Source organism: Streptomyces sp. NPDC090022, from assembly GCF_044748145.1.
Lineage (GTDB): Bacteria > Actinomycetota > Actinomycetes > Streptomycetales > Streptomycetaceae > Streptomyces.
Map to the genome: position 1 here is coordinate 141,752 of NZ_JBIVFN010000014.1, position 25,686 is coordinate 167,437.

General features: G+C 73.8%; 25 protein-coding genes and 1 pseudogene. 8 read left to right on the forward strand and 18 right to left on the reverse strand.

Features of this window, described 5'->3' with window-relative positions:
* The first annotated feature begins 107 nt into the window (after positions 1–107).
* Together ACIPXB_RS23645 and ACIPXB_RS23650 are read left to right on the forward strand one after the other, a co-directional pair.
* Positions 108–1,142 (forward strand): methyltransferase, encoded by a 1,035-nt coding sequence (locus tag ACIPXB_RS23645; RefSeq protein WP_401452990.1) that lies wholly within the window; start codon positions 108–110, stop codon positions 1,140–1,142.
* Between the two features lie 400 nt (positions 1,143–1,542).
* Positions 1,543–1,869 (forward strand): annotated as a pseudogene (locus ACIPXB_RS23650) (hypothetical protein); the annotation flags it as partial.
* Here ACIPXB_RS23650 and ACIPXB_RS23655 read toward each other — a convergent pair.
* The 6 genes from ACIPXB_RS23655 to ACIPXB_RS23680 form a co-directional block, all read right to left on the reverse strand.
* The gene (locus ACIPXB_RS23655) at positions 1,850–2,575 is read right to left on the reverse strand and encodes a hypothetical protein (RefSeq protein WP_401452992.1); all 726 of its coding nucleotides are present in this window, start codon (positions 2,573–2,575) and stop codon (positions 1,850–1,852) included. The pseudogene ACIPXB_RS23650 and the gene ACIPXB_RS23655 sit on opposite strands and share 20 nt — an antisense overlap.
* A 239-nt stretch (positions 2,576–2,814) precedes the next feature.
* Complete coding sequence (locus ACIPXB_RS23660; protein WP_401452994.1) at positions 2,815–5,040, reverse strand: NADP-dependent isocitrate dehydrogenase; 2,226 nt, start codon at positions 5,038–5,040, stop codon at positions 2,815–2,817.
* Between the two features lie 161 nt (positions 5,041–5,201).
* Entirely contained in the window at positions 5,202–5,558 is a 357-nt protein-coding gene (locus tag ACIPXB_RS23665; RefSeq protein WP_401452996.1) for a DUF805 domain-containing protein, read from the reverse strand.
* Positions 5,559–5,700: 142 nt separating this feature from the next.
* Entirely contained in the window at positions 5,701–6,036 is a 336-nt protein-coding gene (locus ACIPXB_RS23670) for a hypothetical protein (protein WP_401452998.1), read from the reverse strand.
* 18 nt (positions 6,037–6,054) lie between these two features.
* Entirely contained in the window at positions 6,055–7,155 is a 1,101-nt protein-coding gene (locus ACIPXB_RS23675) for a glutamate--cysteine ligase (protein WP_401453000.1), read from the reverse strand.
* 202 nt (positions 7,156–7,357) lie between these two features.
* On the reverse strand, positions 7,358–7,876 hold the full coding sequence (locus tag ACIPXB_RS23680; RefSeq protein ID WP_401453002.1) for a DUF6328 family protein: 519 nt from the start codon (positions 7,874–7,876) through the stop codon (positions 7,358–7,360).
* Positions 7,877–7,989: 113 nt separating this feature from the next.
* Between ACIPXB_RS23680 and ACIPXB_RS23685 the strand changes: the two genes are divergently transcribed.
* Positions 7,990–9,390 (forward strand): FAD-dependent oxidoreductase, encoded by a 1,401-nt coding sequence (locus tag ACIPXB_RS23685; RefSeq protein WP_401453004.1) that lies wholly within the window; start codon positions 7,990–7,992, stop codon positions 9,388–9,390.
* Positions 9,391–9,651: 261 nt separating this feature from the next.
* Here the strand turns inward: ACIPXB_RS23685 and ACIPXB_RS23690 are convergent, their stop codons facing one another.
* Positions 9,652–10,200, reverse strand: coding sequence for a type 1 glutamine amidotransferase domain-containing protein (locus tag ACIPXB_RS23690; RefSeq protein WP_401453006.1), 549 nt, complete (start codon positions 10,198–10,200; stop codon positions 9,652–9,654).
* A 107-nt stretch (positions 10,201–10,307) separates the two neighbouring features.
* Between ACIPXB_RS23690 and ACIPXB_RS23695 the strand changes: the two genes are divergently transcribed.
* The 3 genes from ACIPXB_RS23695 (at position 10,308) to ACIPXB_RS23705 (ending at position 12,951) form a co-directional block, all read left to right on the forward strand.
* Positions 10,308–10,727 carry a hypothetical protein gene (locus ACIPXB_RS23695; RefSeq protein WP_401453008.1) on the forward strand — a complete coding sequence of 140 codons (420 nt, stop codon included), beginning with the start codon at positions 10,308–10,310 and terminating at the stop codon, positions 10,725–10,727.
* A 197-nt stretch (positions 10,728–10,924) separates the two neighbouring features.
* Positions 10,925–11,833, forward strand: a complete 909-nt coding sequence (locus tag ACIPXB_RS23700) for an SAM-dependent methyltransferase (protein WP_401453010.1) — start codon at positions 10,925–10,927, stop codon at positions 11,831–11,833.
* A gap of 2 nt (positions 11,834–11,835) precedes the next feature.
* Entirely contained in the window at positions 11,836–12,951 is a 1,116-nt protein-coding gene (locus ACIPXB_RS23705) for a hypothetical protein (RefSeq protein WP_401453012.1), read from the forward strand.
* Between the two features lie 9 nt (positions 12,952–12,960).
* Here ACIPXB_RS23705 and ACIPXB_RS23710 read toward each other — a convergent pair whose 3' ends face one another.
* The 10 genes from ACIPXB_RS23710 to ACIPXB_RS23755 form a co-directional block, all read right to left on the reverse strand.
* Positions 12,961–14,376 carry a cytochrome P450 gene (locus ACIPXB_RS23710; protein ID WP_401453014.1) on the reverse strand — a complete coding sequence of 472 codons (1,416 nt, stop codon included), beginning with the start codon at positions 14,374–14,376 and terminating at the stop codon, positions 12,961–12,963.
* Complete coding sequence (locus tag ACIPXB_RS23715) at positions 14,373–15,020, reverse strand: GTP-binding protein (protein WP_401453016.1); 648 nt, start codon at positions 15,018–15,020, stop codon at positions 14,373–14,375. Before ACIPXB_RS23715 ends, ACIPXB_RS23710 begins: the two co-directional genes overlap by 4 nt.
* Positions 15,001–15,360 (reverse strand): DUF742 domain-containing protein, encoded by a 360-nt coding sequence (locus tag ACIPXB_RS23720; protein ID WP_401453018.1) that lies wholly within the window; start codon positions 15,358–15,360, stop codon positions 15,001–15,003. Before ACIPXB_RS23720 ends, ACIPXB_RS23715 begins: the two co-directional genes overlap by 20 nt.
* Positions 15,357–15,743 carry a roadblock/LC7 domain-containing protein gene (locus ACIPXB_RS23725; protein WP_401453085.1) on the reverse strand — a complete coding sequence of 129 codons (387 nt, stop codon included), beginning with the start codon at positions 15,741–15,743 and terminating at the stop codon, positions 15,357–15,359. The genes ACIPXB_RS23720 and ACIPXB_RS23725 overlap by 4 nt, the downstream gene beginning before the upstream one ends.
* Positions 15,744–15,757: 14 nt before the next feature.
* A complete protein-coding gene (locus ACIPXB_RS23730) occupies positions 15,758–17,416 on the reverse strand; it encodes a sensor histidine kinase (RefSeq protein ID WP_401453020.1) in 1,659 nt (552 codons plus the stop codon).
* 389 nt (positions 17,417–17,805) lie between these two features.
* Positions 17,806–18,441: an HAD family hydrolase gene (locus ACIPXB_RS23735; protein WP_401453087.1), complete on the reverse strand. Its 636-nt coding sequence runs from the start codon at positions 18,439–18,441 to the stop codon at positions 17,806–17,808.
* 26 nt (positions 18,442–18,467) lie between these two features.
* Entirely contained in the window at positions 18,468–19,568 is a 1,101-nt protein-coding gene (locus ACIPXB_RS23740) for an ABC transporter ATP-binding protein (RefSeq protein WP_401453022.1), read from the reverse strand.
* Entirely contained in the window at positions 19,568–20,392 is an 825-nt protein-coding gene (locus ACIPXB_RS23745) for an ABC transporter permease (protein ID WP_401453089.1), read from the reverse strand. Before ACIPXB_RS23745 ends, ACIPXB_RS23740 begins: the two co-directional genes overlap by 1 nt.
* A gap of 218 nt (positions 20,393–20,610) precedes the next feature.
* On the reverse strand, positions 20,611–21,513 hold the full coding sequence (locus ACIPXB_RS23750) for an ABC transporter permease (protein WP_401453024.1): 903 nt from the start codon (positions 21,511–21,513) through the stop codon (positions 20,611–20,613).
* Positions 21,513–22,670 carry an ABC transporter substrate-binding protein gene (locus ACIPXB_RS23755; protein ID WP_401453026.1) on the reverse strand — a complete coding sequence of 386 codons (1,158 nt, stop codon included), beginning with the start codon at positions 22,668–22,670 and terminating at the stop codon, positions 21,513–21,515. The genes ACIPXB_RS23750 and ACIPXB_RS23755 overlap by 1 nt, the downstream gene beginning before the upstream one ends.
* Before the next feature lie 254 nt (positions 22,671–22,924).
* On the opposite strand from ACIPXB_RS23755, the gene ACIPXB_RS23760 reads away from it, so the two are divergent.
* Together ACIPXB_RS23760 and ACIPXB_RS23765 are read left to right on the forward strand one after the other, a co-directional pair.
* Positions 22,925–23,782 (forward strand): GntR family transcriptional regulator, encoded by an 858-nt coding sequence (locus ACIPXB_RS23760; protein WP_401453028.1) that lies wholly within the window; start codon positions 22,925–22,927, stop codon positions 23,780–23,782.
* Positions 23,783–23,920: 138 nt separating this feature from the next.
* Positions 23,921–24,511: a hypothetical protein gene (locus ACIPXB_RS23765; protein ID WP_401453030.1), complete on the forward strand. Its 591-nt coding sequence runs from the start codon at positions 23,921–23,923 to the stop codon at positions 24,509–24,511.
* A gap of 81 nt (positions 24,512–24,592) precedes the next feature.
* Here ACIPXB_RS23765 and ACIPXB_RS23770 read toward each other — a convergent pair whose 3' ends face one another.
* Positions 24,593–25,678 (reverse strand): enoyl-CoA hydratase/isomerase family protein, encoded by a 1,086-nt coding sequence (locus ACIPXB_RS23770; protein WP_401453032.1) that lies wholly within the window; start codon positions 25,676–25,678, stop codon positions 24,593–24,595.
* Between the last annotated feature and the right edge of the window lie 8 nt (positions 25,679–25,686).

Consider the following 25,686-nt stretch of genomic DNA (forward strand, 5'->3'; position numbering starts at 1 on the left):
CGGCGGACGGGTCCGCGCAAAGCGCCCCCGCGCCCTCGGGGGGCGGGTGACCATGGCCGTTTGCGGTACTCCGGGAAAATCGAGACCCAGACGACAGGAGCGCGACCGTGGCCGGCACCACCGGTGAACCGAACCACCCGACCGACCCCTTCGGACCCTCTCCCCTCCAGGACCTGATGTACGGGCACATCCACGGCGCCGCGCTGCGGGCCGTGGCCGTGCACCGGATCGCCGATCACCTCGGCGACGGCCCCCGCACCGCCGACGACCTCGCCGCCCGCACCGGCACCCACGCCCCGTCCCTGCGCCGGATCCTGCGGCTGCTGGCGGTCCGGGGTCTCTTCCACGAGGACGACCGGGGCGCGTTCCGGCTGGACGACAGCGCGCAGGCGCTGCGCACGGACGCGCCGGGATCGCAGCTGGCCGCCGTCCTGATGATCACGGACCCGATGTTCGGGCGGTCCACGGACGGGCTCGCGGAGACCCTCCGTACGGGCGAACCCGCCTTCGAGCTCGCGTACGGCACGTCGTTCTTCGAGCACCTCCTGAAGGCCCCCGAGGACCGGGCCACGTTCGACGCCGGCATGGCCTCGATGTCCGGTCCCGTGGAGGAACTCGTCGCGCAGAGCTACACGTTCCCCGAGGGGGCGCGCGTGATCGACGTGGGCGGGGGCCGCGGCGGCCTGCTGGACGCCGTACTGACCCGGGAGCCCACCCTGACCGGCGTCCTCTTCGACCAGCCCGCGACGGTCGCCGAACACCTCCTGGACCGGCCCGGACTGGCGGGCCGGTGGCACACCGAGGGCGGCGACTTCTTCTCCGCCGTGCCGCCCGGGGGCGACTTCTACGTGCTCAAGCACATCCTGCACGACTGGAGCGACGAGGACGCCCTGCGGATCCTCGGGACGATCCGCCGCGCGGCAGCCCCCGGCAGCCGGCTGCTGGTCGTGGACGCCGTCCTGCCGGAGGGCTCCGCGCCGCACCCGGCGGTGAACGTCGACGTCGTCATGCTGCTGGCCGTCCGCGGACGCGAGCGCACCGCGGCCGAGTTCTCGGACCTGCTGGGCCGGGCGGGCTTCCGCCTGGAGCGGATCCTGCCGACCCCGACCCTGCCCTCGGTCCTGGAGGCCGTCGCGGTCTGAGCCCCTCCCCGCACCGGCACCTCCCCGCACCGGCACCGGCACCGCCGAACACCGGCACGGCCGGACGGTGACCTCCGACCGCCGCTTCAGCCGCGCCGCCCTGGTCGGCCGGGACTTCCCTCGGATCACCCCGGCCCCCATCGCCCAGGCCGAGGCGATCAACCTCGTGGACGCGCCAGCCCTCAACCGGGTGCGCAAGCTGGTCGTCAGGGCCTTCACCACGCCCCGGGTGGAGGCACTGCGGCCCTGGACCCAGGCCGCCGCGGACACCCTGGTGGACCGGATGGCCGCCGCCGGCGGACTGGCCGACGTCATGGCCCATCTCGCCGACGAGCTGCCCCTCATGACGATCTGCCAGCTCATGGACGCACCCCCGGAGGACCGCCCGCAGCTGCGGCGCATCGTGCACGCGGGCGGCCCGCGCATCCTGGACGACCTGGGCGCCCACCTGCGCCTGCCGGCGTCGATGTTCCGCTACGGCCGGGCGACCCTGAGCGAGCGCGGGAACAGCGCCAGCGCCGTCGTCTTCGACGCCCTCGACCGCTTCTTCGAGGACGGCGGCGCCGAGCACGCCGGCCGAGGGCTGATCGCGGGGTCCGGTCCCGGCATCACCGCCGAGGTGGCCCTGGGCAGCTGGGACGACGGCCGGGACGGCCTGCGCGAGGAGGAGCCGGAACGGGCCCAGGACGGACGGGCGTTGTGCGCGCTCAGTCCGGGTCGCGGCTGAGCCGGCGCCAGACGGGGGCCGGGCAGCGGCCCTGGGGGCGGGCGGCGAGGAAGAGGTGGTAGTCCACGCGGCGCGGGGGACGGCCGTACTCGACCCAGTGGTCGCGGCCGGAGACCTTGTCCCAGCCGTCGTTCGGCATCCGGATGTGGTCGGAGCGGCCGTCCTTGTCCTTGGTGGTGATCTGGGCGACCTCGGCATGGTCGTCGTGGGCGGCCAGCACGACGCAGTAGTGGCGCAGCTGCCGGGCGGGGTCCTCCCGCAGCGGGACCATCGCCAGCCAGATCTCCCCCGGGGCCGGCCGGCGGCGGGTCGGAGCGGCGGACGGGCCGCCCCGGGACGCGTCCCACCGGCGTACGGCGGCGACGAAGGCGAACGCCACCAGACCGGCGGCCACGCTCTCGGCCGTCGCCCGGACGTTCCACAGGGGGTGGTCGCCGACCTGGCCGTGCGTCCACCACAGGGCGGCGGCGACGAGGGCGAGCAGGCCGGCGGCCCGGGTCAGGACCAGCCACCACACGAACGCGCGGCGGCGGCTCGCCCAGAGGGCCACGAGCACGGCCACGACGACCGGGAGGGCGTAGGCGGTCAGGTGCTCCCCGAAGCCCTGGAGCCGCTGCGGGGGCGTCTGTTCGGCCAGCAGGTCGGGCAGGGTCAGCGGCACCGACAGCAGGTAGCCGACGGTCGGGAGGACGAAGAGGAACAGCAACAGAAGCGTTCCGCAGCCGCCTCCCGCGCAGGACGTTCCGTCGCGCCGTGCCACAGCAGCCTCCCCCTCGCCCACAGGCCGTGAACGTTAGCGCACGCTCCCCCGCCACGTGGCCGAAAACGCGACCCCGCCCCGGCCGGGCGGAAGCCTGGCCGGGGCGGGGTGACGCGCCGGTGGTACGCGGGGTACGCGCGGCGCGGGTGGTGCGGTGTCGCGCGGGGATCGGCCGCGCGGCGGGGTCAGCCCAGGATCGCGAGCGCCTGGTTGAAGGTCGCGGACGGGCGCATGACCGCCGCGGCCTTGGCCGGGTCGGGCTGGTAGTAGCCGCCGATGTCCGCCGGGTTGCCCTGGACGGCGATCAGCTCGTCGACGATGGTCTGCTCCTGCTCGGCCAGCGTCTTGGCCAGCGGGGCGAAGGCGGTGGCCAGCTCGGCGTCGTCGGTCTGCTTGGCCAGCTCCTGCGCCCAGTACAGGGCGAGGTAGAAGTGGCTGCCGCGGTTGTCGATGCCGCCGAGGCGGCGCGAGGGCGACTTGTCCTCGTTGAGGAAGCTGCCGGTGGCGCGGTCGAGGGTGTCGGCCAGCACCTGGGCGCGGGCGTTGCCCGTGGTGGTGGCGAGGTGCTCGAAGGAGACCGCCAGCGCGAGGAACTCACCGAGGGAGTCCCAGCGCAGGTAGTTCTCCTTGACCAGCTGCTGGACGTGCTTGGGGGCGGAGCCGCCGGCGCCCGTCTCGAAGAGGCCGCCGCCGTTCATCAGCGGGACGACCGAGAGCATCTTGGCGCTGGTGCCCAGCTCCAGGATCGGGAAGAGGTCGGTCAGGTAGTCGCGCAGCACGTTGCCGGTGACGGAGATGGTGTTCTCGCCGCGGCGGATGCGCTCGACGGAGAACTTCGTGGCCTCGACGGGGGCCAGGATCTTGATCTCCAGGCCCTCGGTGTCGTGGTCGGCGAGGTAGGTGTTGACCTTGGCGATCAGCTGGGCGTCGTGGGCGCGGGTCGCGTCGAGCCAGAAGACGGCCGGGTCGCCGGTGGCGCGGGCGCGGGTGACGGCGAGCTTGACCCAGTCCTGGATCGGGGCGTCCTTGGTCTGGCAGGCGCGGAAGATGTCGCCCTCGGCGACCTCCTGCTCCAGGACGACGTTGCCCGCGGCGTCGACGACGCGGACGGTGCCGGCCGCGGCGATCTCGAAGGTCTTGTCGTGGGAGCCGTACTCCTCGGCCTTCTGGGCCATCAGGCCGACGTTCGGCACCGAGCCCATGGTGGCGGGGTCGTACGCGCCGTGGGCGCGGCAGTCCTCGACGACGGCCTGGTAGACGCCGGAGTAGCTGCTGTCCGGGAGGACGGCGAGGGTGTCGGCCTCCTGGCCGTCCGGGCCCCACATGTGGCCGGAGGTGCGGATCATGGCCGGCATGGAGGCGTCGACGATGACGTCCGAGGGGACGTGCAGGTTGGTGATGCCCTTGTCGGAGTCGACCATGGCCAGGGCCGGGCCCTCGGCGAGCTCGGCCTCGAAGGAGGCCTTGATCTCGGCGCCGAGGCCGTGCGGGACGGCGTCCAGGCCGCCGAGGATGGTGCCGAGGCCGTCGTTCGGGGACAGGCCGGCAGCGGCCAGCACCTCGCCGTACTGGGCGAAGGTCTTGGGGAAGAAGGCGCGCACGACGTGGCCGAAGACGATCGGGTCGGAGACCTTCATCATCGTGGCCTTGAGGTGCACGGAGAACAGGACGCCCTCGGCCTTGGCGCGGGCGATCTGCTCGGAGAGGAAGGTGCGCAGGGCGGCGGCGCGCATGACGGAGGCGTCGACGACCTCGCCCGCCAGGACGGGTACGGACGCGCGCAGCACGGTGGTGGTGCCGTCGGCGGCGACGTGCTCGATGCGCAGCGTGCCGGCCTCGGCGATCACCGCGGACTTCTCGGTGGAGCGGAAGTCGTTCTCGCCCATGGTCGCGACGTCGGTCTTGGAGTCGGCGGACCAGGCGCCCATGCGGTGCGGGTGGGCCTTGGCGTAGTTCTTGACCGAGGCGGGGGCGCGGCGGTCGGAGTTGCCCTCGCGCAGGACCGGGTTGACGGCGCTGCCCTTGACCTTGTCGTAGCGGGCGCGGTGCTCGCGCTCCTCGTCGGTCTTCGGGTCGTCCGGGTAGTCCGGGAGGGCGTAGCCCTGGCCCTGGAGCTCGGCGATGGCGGCCTTGAGCTGCGGGATCGAGGCCGAGATGTTCGGCAGCTTGATGATGTTGGCGGCGGGCGTCCTGGCCAGCTCACCGAGCTCGGCGAGGGCGTCGTCGATGCGCTGCTCGGCCTGGAGGGCCTCGGGGAAGCTGGCGATGATGCGGCCGGCCAGCGAGATGTCGCGGGTCTCCACCCGGACGCCGGCGGTCGAGGCGTACGCCTGGACGATCGGCAGGAACGAATAGGTCGCCAGGGCCGGAGCCTCGTCAGTGTGCGTATAGATGATGGTCGAGTCAGTCACCGGGTACTCCGCTCCACGTCCACGTCTGCAACATTGCTTGACATCAAGATATCTCGTGATCGGGTCTCCTTCGACAAGGACCCCTGCCGCCGCTTCGGACGGATCTACGAGAGGCGGGTCACCCGGGGCGCCCGGGAACGGTGCGGGCGCCCCGGAGGGCCTCAGGCCGCCCCGGCGTACTTGGGGTTGGGGCCCCACTTGTTCGGCTCGGTGCGGCCCTCGTCCGCCATGAAGACGAGGATGACGATCCAGCCGATCACCGGGATCAGGCCGATCAGCGCCCACCAGCCCGAACGGTCGGTGTCGTGCAGCCGGCGGAGCGTGACGCCCAGGCCCGGCAGGAAGACCACGGCGAGATAGACGGCCATGGGGATCAGGCCCACCCCGGTCAGACGGCCGAGGACCAGGAGCGCGATCTCGATGATCCCGCTGAACAGGGCGAACAGCCAGTACTCCTGGCGACGGGCCCGGCCGCCGAACAGCGCGTACTTCCTGAGGACGTCGATGTAGTGCTTCATGTGTCCCCCCAATAGGACGGATCCGGGCCCGTCCCAGGTGGAGCAAGCCGCGCCAGAACCTATGCCTGCCCTACTGGCCGGTCAAGTAGTGATTCCCAAGGGTTCCCTGGGGTTCCCACGGGCCACCGCCCGCGCGGCCGTGTCACGACCGTCCACCGAAGCGCCGGCACCAGCGGCAGACCAGCCCCAGCAGACACACCAGCATCAGCACCCAGGAGACGGCGAAGGCCCAGATCAGCACGGGTGACGACCGGGCCACCGCGGGCACGAACAGCCCCGCCGACACCAGCCCCAGCAGCACCGTCGCCAGGGCGAGCCGGTGCCGGCGCACCCCTGCCGCCGGCCCCGACCACGGCCGCGCGCCGCGCCGCATCGTGCGCAGCCGGCGTGCGAGCACCGCGTCCTGGTCCAGCATCCGCTCGATCTCGCCCAGGATCATCAGTTCCCGTCGTGAGAGCTCCCGGTCGTCCATCGCCATCGCCGCCCCGTCGTCACCTCAGGCCGCCACCGTGGCCGCGGCCAGCGCGTCCACCACCGCGGTCAGCGACCCGCGCCGCGCGTACGTCGCGCGCTGGCGCGCGGCGCCGGTGCCGTCCGCGCGCAGCGCCTTGAGCAGGTCCTGTACGAGGCCCAGGTCACCGGCGGCCTCCAGGCCCGGCGCGGCCCGCTCGACCAGCCGGTCCACCAGCCGCCCGGCCGGCAGCTCCTGTCCGTCGACGGGGTCGAGCCCGGCGCCGCGCAGTCCGTGCAGGGCGGCGTACTCGTGTGCCGAGCGCAGTTGCCGGTCCGGCACCCCGGCGACGGGCAGATCCGCCTCGACCTCGGCGAGCAGGGTGGTCGACAGTCCGCGCACCAGGGCCGCCAGCAGCACCACGGTGTCCAGTTCGGCGTTGGCGTCGGCGACCCGGATCTCCAGCGTCGGGACGTGCTCGGAGGGGCGGGCGTACCAGTAGAGCATCCGGCGGTCCAGCAGGATCCGGTCGCGGACGAACCCGTCGAGGAGGTCGTCGTACTCGGGCTCGCGCAGCACCGGGGCCGGCCCGACGGTCGGCCAGCGGGCGAACTCCACGCTCCGCCAGCTCTCGTACCCGCTGTCGCGCCCGCGCGTGAAGGGGGAGTTCCCGGTCAGCGACTGCAGGACGGGCAGCCAGGGCCGCATGGTGTGGGACAGGGCCAGCGCCTCCCCGCGGGTCAGGCTCCCGACGTGGACGTGCGTACCGCAGACCACGCGGTCGAAGCCGGCCACGATCGACGCGAAGCGCCGGGCCATCCGGCGGTACCGGTCGCAGTCGGTGACCGTCAGCGGGCCGGCCGGCGGGAGGACGGGCGTTCCGGTGGCGACGATCTTGCAGTCGGCCCGGTCCGCGGCGGCCGCCGCCGTACGCCGCAGCTGCGCGAGCTGGGCGCGCAGGTCGCCGAGGTCGGCGCCCGGCCGGGTGCAGACCTCGACCTGGGCGGTGTAGAACTCGGCCTGCACCTGGTCCCCCAGGTCCTCGGCCGCGGTCGCGATGACCTCGGGCGCACGGCCGCTCGGGGCTCCGCCGTCCTTGTCGACCAGGAGGAACTCCTCCTCGACCCCCATGGTGAGAACCTTCATCGGCTGCCTCCTCGCCGCTGGTGGGCCGCGTGTACCCACCTTTCGGGTCGCGAAGCACCCGGGCCGCCCGCCCCGGTCGGGAGGATCCCGCACGGGCGCTTCCGTGCATCCATGGTGCGCCCCCGGAGCGCGTTCGGCCCGGCCGCGCGATGCGGCCGTACGAGCGGGGCACCCGCGGGGCCCGCGCGGTCGCCTCAGGCGGTCATTTCAGGGTGTGCCGCGTGCGGGACCACAGGGGGATGAAGAACCAGCACAGCGCGAACCACAGCGCCATGATCCCCACGAGCCATCCCGCGATGCGGTCGTCGAGCACGAAGCGCAGGATGAGCAGCAGGCTGGCGGCCATGGTGAGGAAGAGCAGCACCAGGCCGGCGATGGTCAGCCGCGAGGCCCAGGTCACGGCCGCGGGCTTGAGGCGGCGGCCGAAGACCAGCCGGTGGAAGGAGACCGGGGCCACCAGGACCCCGGTCGTCGCCGCGCCGAGGAGGACCGTGACGACGTACAGGTTCCGGTCGAAGTCGCTGAGCTCGGTGAACCGCGACTGGAAGACCACTGTCAGCAGGAACGCGAACAGGATCTGTACTCCGGTCTGGGCGACCCGCAGTTCCTGGAGCAGCTCGGCCCAGTGCCGGTCGGCCCGCTCGGCCTGCGTCTCGTCGCGCTGCGGATCGGCGGAGGTTCCTCGCGGTTCCCGCTCCGCGGACGGATTGATCTCGCGCATGGCCCGCGCCTGCCCCGATCGGCCGCGTCTACGCATCCGCCGGTCCGCAGGGGGTATCCGCCGTCCGGGGCGCGCCGTGGGCGCGCCGCGTCGGCCGTACGGGAGGAGCTGCGATGGGTTCGTACTGGATCGACACCACCGACGCGCCCGTCCGGCCGCCGCCGGAGGGTGATCTCAGGGCGGACGTGGTCGTGGTCGGTGCCGGGATCGCCGGGCTGTGCGCGGCCCGGGAGCTGGTGCGGGCGGGGCGCGAGGTGGTGGTCCTGGAGGCCGGCCGGGTCGCGGCCGGGGCCAGCGGCCACGCGACGGGGAAGCTGACCTCCCTGCACGGCCTGCGGTACGCGCGGCTGGCGCACGAGCGCGGCCCGGAGGCGGCCGAGCTGTACGCGCGCTCGCAGGAGGAGGCGCTGCGGCGGACGGTGCTGCTCTGCGGTGAGCTGGGCATCGACGCGGAGCTGGAGCGGGTGCCCGCCTTCACGTACGTCATGGACGGCGAGCGGGCTCCGGAGGTCTTCCTGGAGGCGGAGGCGGCCCGGGCGGCGGGGCTGGACGCCCGGTACGTGACGGTGACCGGACTGCCGTACCCGGTCGCGGCGGCGGTCCGGGTGGAGGACCAGCTGCAGTTCCACCCGCGCCGTTTCCTGCTGGGCCTGGCCGAGGACCTGGTGGCGCGCGGCGGCGTCGTGCACGAGGGGACCCGGGTGACGGGGCTGCGGGAGCTGGCCGAGTGCCGGCTGACGCTGGCGGGCGGCGCGGTCGTGCACGCGTCGGACGTGGTGCTGGCCACGCAGTTCCCGCTGGTCTGCCACAGCGGCCTGATGGCGCGGCTGACCGTACGCCGGGAGCTGGTCGTGGCCGCGCCGGTGGCCGCCGGGGACGCTCCGGAGGGCATGTACTTCACGGAGGAGGACGGCGTCCGGTCGGTGCGCAGCGCCCCGTACCCGGACGGGCGGCGGCTGGTGATCGTCACCGGGGAGGCGGTCACGCCGGGGGCCGGGGGCACCGGGCAGCGGCTGGCCCGGCTCGAGGCGTGGGCCCACCGGCACCTGGCGGGTTTCCCGGGCGGGCCGGCGCCATACCGGTGGGCGGCGCAGGACGTGTACTCGGCCGATCACCTCCCGTACATCGGGCACGAGCACCCGGACACCCAGCACGTCTTCGTGGCGACCGGTTTCGGGGGGTGGGGCATGAGCAACGGGGTGGTCGCGGGGCCGCTGCTGGCCGCGCACGTGACGGGCGGGCCGCGGCCGCCGTGGACCGAGCTGTACGACCCGCGGCGGCTGCTGCCGCTGCGGGAGATCGGCGAGGTGGCCCGGTCCCAGGCCACGGTGGCGCGGCACTACATGGCCGGGTTCGGGCCGCCGCCGCGCTGTACGCACATGGGCTGCGAGCTGGGCTTCGACGAGTCCGAGCAGATCTGGGAGTGCCCGTGCCACGGGTCGCGCTTCGCGGCCGACGGCACGGTGCTGCACGGCCCGGCGACCGCACCGCTGGAGAGGAAGGACCTGCCATGACCGGGACCGGGACGGAGACCGAGACCGAGCCGACGAGCGGGACCGGGACGGGTACGTCCGGGCCCGGGCGGCGGCAGCCGCCGCCCGCCGACCCGGCTCCCGAACCGCGCGAGCCCGGGGCCGTACCGCGCGACCCGCGGCCCGCCCCGCCGGGGCCGGGGCCCGCTCCCCCGGCGGAACCGCCGCCCGGCCCGACGGAGCGCCCGCCGGTCCCGGAACCGCCCGACTGACGGGCACCGCCCGGCTGTCCGCGCCCGCGGGTCAGGTGCCGAATTCCTGGGCGCCGAGTTCGCGGACGAGGGTGGCGCAGAAGGCGTCCAGGTCGTCCGGCCTGCGGCTGGTGATCAGGGTGCCCGGGGCCGCGCGGCAGACGTGGACCCGCTCGTCGACCCACGTACCGCCGGCGTTGCGGATGTCGGTGGCCAGGCTCGGCCAGGAGGTCAGGGTGCGCCCGCGCACCACATCGGCCTCGACCAGCGTCCACGGGGCGTGGCAGATGGCCGCGATCGTCCGGCCGGCGTCGAAGAAGTGCCGGGCGAAGGCGACGGCCCGCGCTTCCCTGCGCAGGGCGTCGGGGTTGGCGAGGCCGCCGGGCAGTACCAGGGCGTCGTACTCGTCGGCGGGCGTCTGGCCGACGACGTCGTCCACGGGGTAGGTATCGGCCTTCTCGAGGTGCTGGAAGGCCTGGACCTCGCCGGGCCGGGTCGACACCAGGCGCGGCTCCCAGCCCGCGTTCAGGACGGCCTTCCAGGGCTGCTCCAGTTCCGACTGCTCGACGCCCGCGGGCGCCGTCAGGAATGCCACGCGCATACCGCTCACGTCCTCTCGTCGTCGTGTCGCGCCTGCCCCGAGCACCTCGGGACAAACCGGGATGTTTCCGTACGCATGACCCGGCTCCGGGCGGGTAGCCGCAGCGCATGAGCGACGACGTGCGGTTCGAGCTGCTCAGCGTCCATCTGGAGTCCGACTGCTTCGGCCGGGTGGCCGTGCCCCTGGACGCCGGGGACGACATCCCCTTCGAGCTCCCGGAGGGCGCCCTGCTCACGGTGGCACTCACGTTCCGCCTGGAGCGGGCCGTGGACGGGCTGGTCTTCGTGGACGCACGGGAAGTGGGCAGCTGCGCACTCCCCGTCACCGAGACCCCGCTCGGCAGCTTCCGGGCCGGCGGCCCGTACGAGGTGGTCCTGCCCGCCGAGAAGCTGCCCGCCGGCCGGCTGGCCCGTGGCACGTACACCGTGACCGGAACCTTCCGCGACGGGCACGGCAACGAGCTCGCCAGGGAGACCCACCGCTTCCGCCTCACCCGTCAGGAACGCCCGCTGGCCCACGCCTGCTGAGCGTGGCCGGAAGCGTTCCCCCGCTCCGTCGGGTCCCGGTCACCATCTGTCTGATGGTGCATCAAATGGCCAGAATTGTTGGCCTTTCACGTGTGGTTATGCTCAGGTCCCGTGCGATCGAGGAGTTTTATCGATCGTTTACGGGCACAGTGGGGCGGCCGACAACACCCCCACACGACCGCAGGACCGGAGAACCGATGGACAGAAACCTCGTCATCCCGCCCCCCACGGGTGGCCAGGCGTTCGACGAGACCCAAGTGCCGCTCTACTACAGCCGGAAGACCGCGGACATACTCCACAAGTACGGCCCGGGGCCGCGGGTCCATTTCCACATGGGGCTCTTCGATCCGGGCGTGACGCCGAACACCACCGTCTCCCAGGAGGTGCTCAAGCGTCGCATCGTCGCGTCGCAGGAGGCCATCGTCGAGCACGCCGCGCGCAGTTGGGGCGCGTACGCCACGCCTCCCGGCCGGCTGCTCGACATCGGCTGCGGGGTCGGCGGGGGTTCGCTCTACTGGGCGCAGGTGCACGGCGCGTCCGTCACCGGTCTGACCGTCGCGGCCGACCACGTCCCGGTGATCGAGGACTTCGCCCGTGCGGCCGGGGTCGCCGACCGGGTGACGCCGGTACTGGCGGACGTGCACGAGTTCACCACCGACGTGAAGTACGACGCGGCGTACGCCAACGAGAGTTCCGGCTACATGGACCGCGAGCGGCTCTTCCAGGTGGTGGCCCGCTCCCTGAAGCCCGGGGGCTGGTTCGGAATCCAGGAGCACTTCATCTGCCGGCCCGAGTGGACCGAGTTCATCGACGGCTACTACAAGACGCGTCTGGGCACGTTCACCGAGTACATCACCGCGGCCGAGGCCGCCGGCTTCACCCTGGAGCAGGACGAGGACGTCACCGACCGGGTCGCCGAGTTCTGGGTGCAGTCGATGGCCTGGAACACCGCCGAGCTGGACGGCGTCGAGCACCGCGGCGCCCGCTCGGCCTGGTCCCGGGAGCGGCTGCGGGAGTCCACGATCACGCACGGCAAGCTGTTCCGGATCTGGCGCGACCACGCGCTGGAGACCAAGCTGCTCCTCTTCCGCCTCGGGGGTCGCTGACCGTGCCCCCCGTCTACGCCGAACGGCACCGGCCCTCGCGCATCGGCTGGGAACTCCCGCCGTTCTACTGCCCGTTGGAGCGAGGGCTGATCCACCCGAAGGCCGCGGAGATCGAGGAGCGGGCCGTCGCGTGGATCGACACGTACGGTCTCTACCCGGACGACACCGAGCGCGCCTGGGGACTGGCCACCCACAGCGCCGACTTCACCAGCAGGATCATCCCGTACGGCGACGTGGAGCCGGTGCTGCTGTTCGTCCAGTGGAACTACTGGGCCAACGCCGTCGACGACTGGCAGGACTCCGATTCCGCCGCCACCCGCACCGCGCACATCGCCGACCACAGTGCCCGGCTGGTCCGCGCGATCGAGGCGCCCGGGTCGGGGCTGCTGCCGCCCGGCCCGCTCACCACGGCGCTCGACGACCTGGTGGCCCGTACCCGCGCCGTGCTCACCCCGTTCCAGCTGCGCCGGTTCGCCGAGGGCACCCGGGACTGGCTGTTCGGCGCCGGCTGGCAGACCGCCAACGCCGAGCTCGGGGTCATGCCGTCGCTGAACGAGTTCGCCGCCATGCGGATGTCCGTCAACGGCACCCGTTTCACGCTGACCTGGTGCGATGCGGCGAACGACATCCACGTGCCGGCCGACGTGCTGTACTCGGCGCCCGTCCAGGCCCTCACCGACGCCGCCGGGTTCATCGTCAGCTGCGACAACGACCTGTTCTCGTACAACAAGGAGGACCACCAGGACCCCTGGGAGCAGAACCTGCTGAACGTCGTCGCCGGGCACCACGGCTGCACCCCGCGCGAGGCCCTCGCGCCGGCCGTCGCCCTGCGGGACCGTGCGATGACCCTGTTCGTCCGGCTGCGCGAGCGGCTGGCCGAGGGCGCCGACGAGCCGCTCGCGCGCTACCTCGACTCCCTCGCCCACTACGTCGCCGGCTGCATCGAGTGGCAGAACAGCGCACCGCGGTTCGCCAGTCCCCGCAACCGCAACACCCTCCCGGTGGAGGGCGCCGCGTACGACGTCACCTGGCGCGACGGACCGAGCGACCCGGACGAGGGGCCGCCGCCGGTCCCCGCCATCGCCTGGTGGTGGCGGCAGCTGGAGGACCGGCGGTAGCGGCGGCGCTCAGCCGCGGCCCAGCAGCCGGGCCCACCACGACGGGCGGGCCCGGCGGCGGTGACCCGCGGCGGCGGGTGGGACGGCCGCCGGTGCCGCCGGCGCCGGCGGCACCTGCATCGGCACCTGCGCCGGCGCGGGCACCTGCACCGGCACCTGCGCGGGCACCGGCGAGGAGGCCGTCACGGTGCGGCCCTTCGGGGTGAACACCACCGGGAGCGACACCAGGTGGCGGGACATGAGGGAGGCGGACACGCGCAGTTCCCCCTCCGGCACCGCGAGCTCCAGGTCCGGCACGCGCGACAGGAGCACGTCGATGCCGGTGTCCGCGATGGCCCGGCCGATGTCCTGGCCGGGGCATTCGTGGGGCCCCCCGCTGAAGGCCAGGTGCGAACGGTTGCCGTGCACCGGGACCGTGAGGTCGGGACGGATCTCGGGGTCCACGTTGCCCGCCGCGAGGCCGAGCAGCAGCATGTCGCCGGCCTTGATGCGGTGCCCGCCCAGCTCCGTGTCCCCGGTGGCCCAGCGGCCCAGGATGGTGGTGAGCGGCGGCTCGTCCCACAGCACCTGCTCCAGCGCGTCGGGCAGGGTCATGTGCCCGCCCGACAGGTTCGCGCGGAAGCGCCGGTCGGTGAGCACCATGCGCAAGGTGTTCGCGATCAGGTTGGCGGTCGTCTCGAACGCCGCGATCAGCACCAGCCGCAGGTGCTCGATGATCTCCGCGTCGGTGAGCGTGGTGGAGGACTCCAGCAGCCAGGAGGTGAAGTCCCGGCCCGGTACGACGCGCTTGCGCGCGACCAGCTGCTCCAGCGCCTCGGTGACGTAGGCGTTGCTGGTGACGGCGGTCTCGGTGCCCTTGATCATGTCCCGGGCGGCCTCGACCAGCCGTGGACCGTAGGAGTCCGGCATGCCGACGAGCTGGGTCATCACCAGCATCGGCAGCGGCTCGGCGAAGTCCCTGACCAGATCGGCCCGGCCGGCTTCCACGAACCGGTCGATCAGCTGCCCGGCGAACCGGGTCACGTAGCGGCGGATGCCCCGCCGGTCGAAGCGCTCCAGCGCCTCGGTCACCGCGCCGCGCAGCCGCTCGTGCTCCGTGCCGTCCTGGAAGTTGCACACGGGCTGCCAGGCGGCGACCGGGGTCAGCGGATGGTCCGCCGGGACCTTGCCCTCCTGCATGTCCCGCCAGCGGCGGGGGTCGCGGGAGAAGCGGCTCGGGGTGCGGGCCACGTCGAGGTTCTCGCGGTGGCCCAGGACCAGCCAGGCCGGCAGGTCGCCGGGGACCAGGACGGGGGCCACCGCGCCGTACTCGGCGCGCAGCTTCTCGTACAGGCCCCTGGGGTCGGCGTCGGCCTCGGGGCCGTAGAGGCGGTGTGCCGGACAGCCCGGAGGCGGGACGGATCCGGTCGGGTAGGGGGTGGTCACGAGGCCTCCGGGGTCACGGCGAGGGAGTGCAGGTAGCGCATCAGGGTCATGAGGACGTCACGGCTGGATCCGCGGCTGCGGGCGTCGCAGACCACCAGCGGGACGGACTCGGGCAGGTCGAGGGCGCCCCGGACCTCCTCCAGGGCGTACTGGGGCGCGTCGGGGAAGGAGTTGACGGCGACCACGAAGGGCACGCCGCGCTCCTCCAGCCGGCCGATCACGTCGAAGCTGACCTCCAGGCGCCGGGTGTCCACCAGGACCACGGCGCCCAGCGCGCCCTCGAAGAGGCCGCGCCACAGGAACCAGAAACGTTCCTGGCCGGGGGTGCCGAACAGGTACAGCACCAGCTCCTCGTTGATGCTGATGCGGCCGAAGTCCATGGCCACGGTGGTGGAGCGCTTGCGCTCCACGCCCGCGGTGTCGTCGACGCCGACCCCGGCCTGGGTCATCGTCTCCTCGGTGGTCAGCGGCCGGATCTCGCTCACCGAGCCGACCAGGGTCGTCTTGCCGACCCCGAAGCCGCCGACGATCACCACCTTGACCGCGGCGGTGGCCGTGGCCGGCAGCACGTCCTCGCGCCGCGGCCCCGCCGGGGGGTACCCCGGGGCGGTCGCCGCGGGAGGGTCAGAGCTTTCGAAGTCCATCGATGACTGCCTCAATCAGTGCCAGGTCAGGGAGGTGGGCGGGGGCGACGGGGGGACGGGAGAGCACATGGCCCGCGGAGAGCAGGTCACCGAGCAGTACGGTGACCACGCTCACCGGCAGGCCGAGATACGCGGAGATCTCGGCCACCGACAGCGGCGACTGGCACAGCCGCATGATCGCCGCGTGCTCCGGCTGCATCCCGGGCCTGGGCCCCGACTTGGCGATGATCAGGGTGACCAGGTCGAGGGTGGCGGGCAGTAACGGTCCGCTGCGGCCGCCGGTGATCACGTACAGCCGCTCGGGCGTGCCGTCGTCCCAGTCCCGGCCCGGGTTGCTCACGCGGGCTGCCCCTCGCGGCGCGGCGGGGTGCTGAGGTGCTCTCCGATCCGGGCGACGAGGTCACGCATCCGCTGGCCCATCAGCCCGGCGTCGACGCCCTCGTCGGCCAGGACGGCGAGGAAGGCCCCGGCCCCGGCCGCCATGAGGTAGAAGAAGCCGCCGTCCATCTCGATGACGACGAGCCTCATCCTCCCGTTGCTGTGCGGGAGTTCGGAGGCGACCGCGCCGGCCAGGCTCTGCAGTCCGGCGCAGGCGGCGGCGAGCCGGTCGGCGGTGTCGGTCTCCGCGCCGTACTGCGCCATGCGCAGGCCGTCGGCGGACAGGACGATGACGTGCCGGGTCTGCGGAACGCTCTCGGCCAGGTCCTTCAGCATCCAGTCCATGTTGGTCGGCTGGCTCACGGCTGTTCCCCCTTGCTCGCCGCGGCCGGCGAGGCATCTGTGTTCTGACGTGCTGCGCCGGTACGGCCCACGGCGCTCTGGCTGTCCCCGGTCAGGCCGCCCTGGAAGGCGGCCAGCCACATCCCGGGCTGGACCTCGGGTGCGGGGTCGGGTTCGGTGTGCCGGGCCCGGTCGGCGGTCGCCGCGGCCGCGGCGGTGATCGGGTCGGTCAGGGCGCCGGGCAGGGCCGGCGCCACGGCGCGGGCCTTGCGACGGCGCTGCGGCAGGCCGTTCTCGGTCCGTTCGGTCACGACGGGAACCTCGTCGAGCATGGCCGCGATCCGCGGGTCGGCGCCCTGGTGCACCGGCTCCGGCTCGCGGGTCGCGGCGGGGGCCGGGGCGTACGCCGCGGTGGCGGCCGGGGCGGCGGCGGGCGTACGGGCGGGGCCGGCGGTGGTCGGTCCGGCCGGCCTCGGCAGGGCGGCCCTGGGGCCCGAGGAGGTGCCGATGCCGTGCGCCACGCCGGTCGCGGTCGCGGCGGTGGTGATCAGGTTCTGCGGGATGACCAGGACGGCGCGGACGCCGCCGTAGGCCGAGGAGCGCAGCGAGACGTTGAAGTCGTACGCCTGTGCGAGCCGGCCGACGACGGCCAGGCCCAGGCGCGGGGTCTCACCGAGGTCGTTGAGGTCGATGCCCTGCTGTGCCTGGCGGAGCATGCGCTCGGCGCGGCTGCGGGCCTCCTCGCTCATGCTCACGCCACCGTCCTCGATCTCGACGGCGATGCCCGAGTTCACGTCGACGGCGGTCAGGTGGACCTTGGTCTGCGGCGGCGAGTAGCGGGTGGCGTTGTCCAGCAGCTCGGCCAGCGCGTGGATGAGCGGTTCGACGGCGGGGCCGACGACGGCGACCTGCGAGACCGAGTGCAGTTCGACGCGCTGGTAGTCGATGATCCGCGACATGGCGCCGCGCAGCACGCTGTACAGGGGGACGGCCTTGCTCCACTGGCGGCCGGGCCGGGCACCGCCGAGGACGGCGATGGAGTCGGCGAGGCGGCCGATCAGGGCGGTGCCGTGGTCCAGGCGCAGCAGGTCGCCGAAGACCTCGGGGCTGCTGCCGTGCCGGTCCTCCATCTCCCGCAGTTCCTGGGCCTGCTGGTGCACGATGGCCTGGACGCGGCGGGCGATGTTGACGAAGGCGCGCTGCGCCGAGTCGCGCAGGTCCTCCTCGGCGACGACGGCGTCGAGCACCGAGCGGAGCACCGCCTGGTGGGCGGCCTTGAACTCGGGGGTCAGACCGGGTCCGTAGGAGTCGGAGGCCTCCAGCGAGGCCAGCACCTCCTCGGGGAACTCACCCTTGCGCAGGCGCTCCACGACGTCGGGGAGCAGGGCCCGGGCCAGCAGGACGGTCTCCGCCTCCTGGCGCGTCAGCGCCGCCTCCTGGGCGGTGACCGTGGCCCGCAGGGCCGAGACGGCCCGGCCGCGCCGGGCGGCCTCGGCACACGCGAGCGCCACCGCGACGAACGCCACGGCACCGATCCAGGCGACGGGCGTACGGGCAGGTGCGGACACCAGTGCCACGGCCGCCGCCCCGGCGGCGGCGGTGGCCAGGGCGGGAAGCATCCAAACGACGGGTGAGGTGGGCCCTGGACTTCCGGGCGACGATCCCACTCGAACCATCAGAACCCTCAAACGATCGAAAGCGAATGATCATATGACAACGGCCCGGAAGCTTAGCGGTAACACAGCACGGGTCTTGACAGCAGGTCATCATCTGGACCGGGCAGGCGTGTTGGAGTTGCCGGATCTGGCCGAAACGCGAAGGTGCCCCCGGCTTCCCGGGGGCACCTCCCTGTCCCGCGCGCCCCGCCTGCGAGCACGCCGCGCCCGCTCTCGCACCCGCCGCGCGACGCGGAAGATCGCCTTCAGATCGGCCGATTCCCGTACGGCCCACCGGCCGCCGTCGGGCCGTACAGCCTCCTGGCCGGGGGCGGGCTGTACGGCTCGCCGGGGGCGGGCCGTACGGCCGGCTCACCGGGCGCGGGGCAGCCGTCGGCCGGGGGTCCCGCTCAGGCGGTGACCGGGCCCTCCAGGCATCGCCGCAGCACCTGCGCGTCCACCCCTTCCAGGGTGGGCAGGAAGGTGCGGCGGGGCGAGCCGGGGACGCCCAGCAGCGAGGGGACCACCAGGACGGCGCAGCCGGCCGCCTCGGCGGACGCGGCGCCGTCGGGCGAGTCCTCCACGGCCACGCAGTCCTGCGGCCGCACGCCGAGGCGCTCGGCGGCGGCCCGGTAGGGGTCGGGGTGCGGCTTGGTCCGCGGGGTGTCGTCGGCCGACAGCGTGAACCGGAACGGGACGTGCGCCAGCGCGCCCCCCACCACGCTGTCGACCACGATCCGCGGCGAGGCGCTGACCAGGGCGAACGGGACGCCGTCGCGGGCGAGGGCGGACAGCAGCTCCCGGGCGCCGGGACGCAGCGGCGCCCCGGCCTCCACCCGGGCGAAGAACGCCGAGGTCAGCGCGGCGGCGACGGCCTCGGGCGCACCGCGGCCGGCGACGGTGACGAGGTGGGCCGCGGTGTCCTCCACGGCGCGGCCGACCACCTCCGCGGCGTCGACGGCGGTCAGCCGGTGGCCGAGGTCCGCGGCGATCTCCTCGGTGGTCCGCCACCACAGGCCCTCGGTGTCGACGAGGGTGCCGTCCATGTCGAACAGGACGGCGGCCGGCGCGCTCACCCGGCCGTCCCCGCCACGACGAGGACCGGTCGCTGCGCGAGGCCCACGGCCGCCCGGGCGCCCGGCGTCAGCGCGCCCGCGTCCCGGGAGGCGAGGTCGGCCTTGACCCGCGTACCGCCGGGCAGGTCGAGGTGGACACGGGTGACCGAGCCGAAGAAGGAGGCGGAGACCACGGTCGCCGTGCCGTCGGGGTCGGCGGTCGCGGTGACGTTCTCGGGGCGTACGAGGACCTCGACGTCGGTGGCGTCCGGCACGGGGCCGTCCACGGGCAGCCGGGATCCCAGCGCCTCGACCTCGCCGGATCCGGCGAGCCGGCCGGGGAGGCGGTTCATGGTGCCGACGAACTCGGCAACGAACGGCGTCGCGGGGCGCTCGTACAGCTCGGCGGGGGCCGCGCACTGCTCCAGCCGGCCGGCGTTCAGGACGGCGACGCGGTCCGCCATCGACAGCGCCTCCTCCTGGTCGTGCGTGACGAAGATGGTGGTGATGCCCAGGGAGAGCTGGAGGCGGCGGATCTCGTCGCGCAGGTTCGCCCGGACCTTGGCGTCCAGGGCCGACAGGGGCTCGTCCAGGAGCAGTACGCGCGGGCGCAGGGCGAGCGCGCGGGCCAGCGCGACGCGCTGCTGCTGGCCGCCCGACATCTGGTGCGGGTAGCGGTCGCCGTGGTCCGGCAGGCCCACCAGGTCCAGGAGTTCGGCGGCCCGCTCGCGGCGCTGCGCGGCACCGGCCCCCCGCACGCGCAGGCCGAAGGCCACGTTGTCGCGGGCGTTCAGGTTCGGGAAGAGACTGTACGACTGGAAGACCATCCCGGCGTCGCGGCGGTTGGCCGGGACCCGGGTGATGTCCTCGCCGTCGACCAGGACGTCGCCGGAGTCGGGCTGCTCGAAGCCGGCGAGGACGCGCAGGGCGGTGGTCTTGCCGCAGCCGGAGGGGCCGAGCAGGGCGAGCAGTTCGCCGGGTTCGGCGGTCAGGTCGAGGCCGTCGAGGGCGAGGGTGGAGCCGAACGCCCGGCGCAGGCCGCGGAATTCGACGCGCGCGCCGGTGGTGGCGGACCGCTCCTGCTCGGACGGGGTCGCCGCGGGAAGGGTGGTGGACATCAGGACGGGGACTCCTTGCGGGAGGCGGCGGACGTGCCGGCGGCGGGGGCGGCGGAGGCGGCCCCCGGGGCGGTGCCGGCACGGGAGAGCAGGAGCAGCAGGCCCCAGGTGATCAGCAGGCTGAGGAGGGAGACGGCGACCGACATCCGGGCCTGGGCGCCGGCGATCGAGACGATCCACACGGCGAAGGGCTGGAAGCCCAGCAGCGAGGCGATCGTGAACTCCCCGAGCACCAGGGCCAGGGTGAGGAACGCGGCTCCGGCCAGCGAGGTCCGCAGGTTCGGCAGCAGGACGCGCCGCACGACGTACGGCCAGCTCGCCCCGCAGTTGCGGGCCGCCTCCACCAGGGTGGGGACGTCGATGGCGCGCAGGCCCGCGTCCAGCGAGCGGTACACGAAGGGCAGCGCCAGCACCGTGTACGCGAGGACCAGGACGAGGGGGAAGTTCTCGTCCTGGACCGCGAGGAACGTCTGGTACAGCGGGGTGCGCGAGAGGTGGTCGGGGCCCCAGCGCAGCACCGTGGTGATCCCGGTGACCAGGGCGATGGGCGGCACGACGAGGGGGAGCATGCAGACCACTTCGACGACCGGCCGCAGCCGCGGCGAGCCCAGGTGCACGGCCACCAGCGCGGGCACGGCGAGCAGCAGCGACAGCGCGATGGTGGCGGCGGCCAGGCCCAGCGAGAGCAGCAGGCTCTCGGTGAAGCCGTCGGCGGCGAGCAGTTCGGTGTACGCCGCGAAGGAGACGCCCTGGCCGGGCACGTGCACGGTGAAGACGAACGAGGCGACGAGCGGGAGCAGGAAGTACGCGCCGGCCAGGAGCAGGACGGCGCCCCGCCAGACGCGGGGGCGGCGGCGCGGCCCGGCGGCGGCCGTGCGGGCGGCCGGCGCGGGAGCCGGGGCCGGGGCCGCCGTATCCGTCACCGTGGCCGCGGCCGTGTCCTGGGCCGTGGCCGTGTCCCGGGCCGTGGCCGCAGCCGTGGCCGCAGCCGTGTCCTGGGCCGAGTCCTGCGCCGTCGGGCCGGTCTCCGGGGTGGTCGGGGTCATCGCAGCCATCGGGCGCTCCGTCGCTGGAGAGGCAGGTAGACCGCCATGACCAGGCCGGCGATCAGGATCATGTCGAGCCCGAGGGCGAGTGCCACGTTCTCCTGGCCGGTCAGCACGTTGCCGGAGAGCGCGTCGGCGATCTTCAGCGTGACCAGCGGCACGGAGCCGCCGACCAGCGCGGCGGCCGTGGCGTGGGCGGCGAAGGCCGTACCGAAGAGCAGGACGAAGCCGCCGAGCAGGCTGGGCGCGAGGACGGGGAGCCCCACGTGGCGCCAGAACTGCCCGCCGCTCGCACCGGCGTTCTGCGCGGCCTCGCGCCACTGCGGGCGCAGTCCGTCCAGGGCCGGGACGATCACGAGGACCATCAGCGGCACGAGGAAGTACAGGTAGACGACGGTGAGCCCGGTGAAGGAGTACAGGTTCCAGCCGAGGCTGGTGAGCTCGGCGAGCTGGGTGACGACCCCGGAGATGCCCACGGTGGCGATGAACGCGAACGCGAGCGGGACGCCGCCGAAGTTCGCGAGCACGCCCGAGGCGGTCAGGACCGCGCCCCGCAGGGCCGACGAGCGCGAGGTGACCACGGCCTGCGCGATCAGGACGCCGAGCACGCCGCCGACGAGTGCGGTGAGGGCGGAGAGCTGCACGCTGCCGATGAGCGAGCCGAGGTAGGGGCCCTGGAGCGAGCGCTGGAGGTGCTCGCCGGTCATACGGGTGGCACCGCTCGCGGGGTCGGTGGCGGTGACGGCACCGAAGGCGATCGCGCCGAGCGGGAGTCCGAAGCAGAGCCCCGCGAAGACGAGGAGCGGGAGGGCGGCGAGCCAGGTGCGCGGGCCGCGCCGCCGGCGGCGGGTGCCGCCGGCGGTTCCCCCCGGGTGAGGGGTGGTGGGGGTGGCGGGCATCAGGAGAGGGCCTTGTCCCACTTCTCGGAGAGGGTGGCCTTGGCCTTGTCGAGCTTGGCGGAGGCCGGGAAGGACGGGGTGCCCTGGACCTGCGGGAGCTTGGCGACGGCGGCCTTGTCGACGGTGCCGTCCTGGGTCATGGCCGGCAGCAGGACCGGGCGGGCGTAGCCCTTGAGCCACAGGTTCTGGCCCTCGGCGCTGTAGAGGAACTCCATCCACAGGCGGGCGGCCGCCGGGTTCGGGGCCTCCTTGTTGATGGCCTGCGAGTAGTACTGGGCGTAGACGCCGTCGCTGGGCACGGTGACCTTCCAGTCGACGCCCTTGCCCTTGAACTGGTCGGCGTAGCCGGCGTTGAGGTAGTCCCAGTCGATGGAGATGGGCGTCTCGCCCTTCTCGACGGTGGCCGGGGTGGACTCGACGGGGATGAAGTTGCCGCTCTTGCGCAGCTGCCCGAAGAAGTCGATGCCCGGCTGGATGTCGGCGAAGGAGCCCTTGTTGGCCAGGGCGGCCGCGTACACGCCGCCGAAGGCCGAACCCGACTTGGTGGGGTTGCCGTTGAGGGCGACCTTGCCCTTGTACTCGGGCTTGAGCAGGTCCGCGAAGGTGGTCGGGCAGTTCGCGATCTTCGCCGCGTCGCAGCCGATGGAGACGTAGCCGCCGTAGTCGTTGTACCAGCGGCCGTCCGCGTCCTTCTGGCCGGCCGGGATCTTGTCCCACGCCTCGACCTTGTACGGGGCGAACAGGCCCTCCTCGGCGCCGCTGCGCGCGAAGGCGATGCCGAGGTCCAGGACGTCGGGGGCGCGCTTCTGGCCCTTGCGGGACTTCACCGCGGCGATCTCGTCGGCGCTGGAGGCGTCCGGGTTCTCGCTGTTGACCTTGATCTTGTACTTGGCCTCGAAGGCCTTGATCAGCTCGCCGTAGTTCGCCCAGTCCGGCGGCAGCGCGATGACGTTGAGCTGCCCCTCCTTCTCGGCGGCCGTGACGAGGGCGGACCTGCCCCCGAACTCCGCGGCCGAGGTGGCCGTACCTGCCGGGACGCCACCCTTGGCGTCGCCGCCCTTGGCGGTGGTGTCGGGGGCCGCACCGCACGCGGTGAGGGTGGCGAGGACGGCGGCACCGAGCAGCGCGGCGGCGCCGCGGGCAGGGGATCTGAACACGGTCTCTCCCAGAGACGAAGGGGTTCACTTGTCTGAACAAGTTGCCCCTAGTTCGCCGGGGGTCCCTGTACGGAACATGAACGGCGGATGCCCGGCGGAGCACGGTGCGACGAAGAAGTGGGGATGGCCGGAATCCGGCGTGACAGCGGGAGTGCGATCCGCAACACAGCAGGTCCGGATGGTTGCCCGCGGCTAGAGTCAGGAGTGTTGACTTGATCGTCAGGAGCACTGCGGCAGAGCGGGGAGGCGGACGGATGGGCACGGCCCGGTATCTGGAGATCGCGGAGGCGCTGCGCGCGGCGATCCTGGCCGGGGAGCACCCGGTGGGCGCCGAGCTGCCCTCCGAGAGCGACCTCGCCGCCCGCTGGTCGGCCTCCCGCGGCACCGTGCGCCAGGCCGTGGCCGTGCTCGCCGCCGAGGGGCTGATCGGCTCCCGGCAGGGGGCGCGCCGGATCGTGCTGCGCCAGGAGCGCCGGCACAGCTTCGGCGAGCTCAACAGCTTCGCCCAGTGGGCCCAGGGCATGGGCCACGAGGTCACCAGCCGGTTCCTGGGGCGCACCCGCCGGGCGGCCACCGACGAGGAGGCCGGGAGGCTGGCGCTGGCGCCGGGCACCGAGATCCTCTACGTCCTGCGGCTGCGCTGCCTGGACGGGGAGCCCACCATGGTGGAGCGGACCGCGTACGCGGACTGGGTCGCCCCGGCGGTCGAGGCGCTGCCGGACGACTGCCGCTCGGTCATGGACAGCCTGGCCAAGGACTCCGGCATCGTCGCGCACTACGGCGAGCACCTCATCGACGTCCTGCCGGCCGGGTCCGAGGACGCGCGCCTGCTCGAACTGCGCCGGGGCAGCCCGCTGTTGCGCCAGCGTCACCTGACCAGTACGCACACCGGCAGGCCGATCGAGTGGACGGACGACCGGTACCGGGCCGGCAGCGTGACCTTCCTTGTGAGCAACTCGGCGGTAACCGCCCCGCTGGAGCGGCACGCGGGCGATCTCTCACGGCCCTGGGCCGCCGGCGGCATCCCCGGATCCGGCGCGGGCGGCGACTGCGGCGGCGGCCCGCCGTCGGCACGCGCGTCGGCCCGACGTCCGCGCGGGGCACCCCGATGATCAAGAAGGCGGGGCACCAGGGGACAATCGTGGCGTGCCGGACACGATCTGTCCGGCGCCCACCCACGACGTCGCACGGCGTCCCGTGACGCGCCGACAGCGTGCCGGGAGCCCCACGACAGAACAGGAGCAGGCGCGTTGAACGAGGAAGCGCGCGATCAGGCCCACCGGTTCCTGCGTCCGGACGAACGGCTGATCGCCGCGTGCGGATACGCACTCGCCCCCGGCGTACCGCAGCCGCCCGAGTCGCTGCTCGCCCCACCCGACCCGGCGGACCTCGGGCGCCGGATCGAGGCCAGACTCCCGGGCGCGCTGCGCCAGTTGCTCACCTCACGCTCGCACGACACGCACCGCTCCCGGGCGGCCGGGCCCGCCGTCGGCGGGACGGCGCACGGCACGGGCATGGAGGGCGGCTGGGAGAGCTCGGCCGGACGCCTCCTCATCGGCCGGGCCGGCGTACGCGGTTCGGTCACCGGGGTGCTCGCCGTCACCGACCGCCGCTGGTTCGGCCTGAGCGACGTCTCGCCGGTCTGGCAGAACACTCCCGCGCTGCGGCAGTACTGGGAGGCACCCCGGCTTGAGGTCGCCGCCCTGCGCGCCAACCCGGCCGGGGCGCACCCCAAGGGCCGGATGGACATCGAGTTCACCGACGGCTCGTGGGTGGCCCTCCTCGCGTCCGTACCGGCCCACGCCCCGGCCTTCGCGGCGGCGGCCGTCCGCTTCCACTGAGGCGGCCCGCCCGGGGCGGGCGGACGTGGCCGCGGCCGAGGGCGGACTCCGGGCCCCGCCCCGCCCCGCAGGCGACGGTGGTCACCAGGGCGCCTCCTGCGGGGAGCCGCCGTCGCCGAGGCGGAGCTCGCGCCCCTCGCCGAGCGGGGCGAAGTAGCGGGCCACGTCCGCCTCGGTGACCTCGGCGAGGGTGGCGGGCGACCAGCGGGGCTCGCGGTCCTTGTCGACGACCTGGGCCCGGATGCCCTCGACGAGGTCGGCGGAGGCCAGCGCCGCGCAGGAGACGCGGTACTCCTGTTCCAGGACCCGCTCCAGGGGGCCGAGATCCCGGGCCCGGCGCAGCGCGGCCAGGGTGACCTTCAGGGCGGTGGGCGACCTGGCGACCAGGGTGTCGGCCGTCTCCTTGGCAGCCGTCAGGCCGGTGGCGAGCAGCCGGTCGACGATCTCCTCGACCGTGTCGGCCGCGTAGCAGGTGTCGATCCAGGCCCGGTGGCCGGCGAGCTCACCGGGCGGCGGCGGGGCGACGTACCGGGCGAGGACCTCGCGTACGGGCGAGAGCGCGAGGTCCGCCGCCAGGGCGCCGAGCCGGTCGGAGGGGACGAAGTGGTCGGCGAGCCCCGCCAGGAGTGCGTCGGCGGGGCCGATGGCCGCGCCCGTCAGGGCCAGGTGGGTGCCCAGCTCGCCGGGGGCCAGCGCCAGCAGGTAGGTGCCGCCGACGTCGGGGACGAAGCCGATGCCGGTCTCCGGCATGGCGACCCTGGACCGTTCGGTGACGATCCGGACGCTGCCGTGGGCCGAGACCCCGACCCCGCCGCCCATCACGATGCCGTCCATGAACGCCACGTACGGCTTGGGGTAGCGGGCGATGCGCGCGTTCAGCCGGTACTCGTCCCGCCAGAAGTCCGCCGAGGCGTGGCCGCCCGCGCGGGCGTCCGCGTGGATGGCGCGGATGTCACCGCCCGCGCACAGGCCCCGCTCACCGGCGCCCGAGATCACCACGGTCTGTACGGAGGGATCCCGCTCCCAGGCGGTCAGCGCCTCCCCGATGCGCAGCACCATGGGGTGGCTGAGGGCATTGAGGGCCTTGGGACGGTTGAGCGTGATGTGTCCGGCCCGGCCCTCGACCGCCAGCAGGACCTCGTCCTGCGCCGCGTCCGTGTCGCGCATGATCTCGT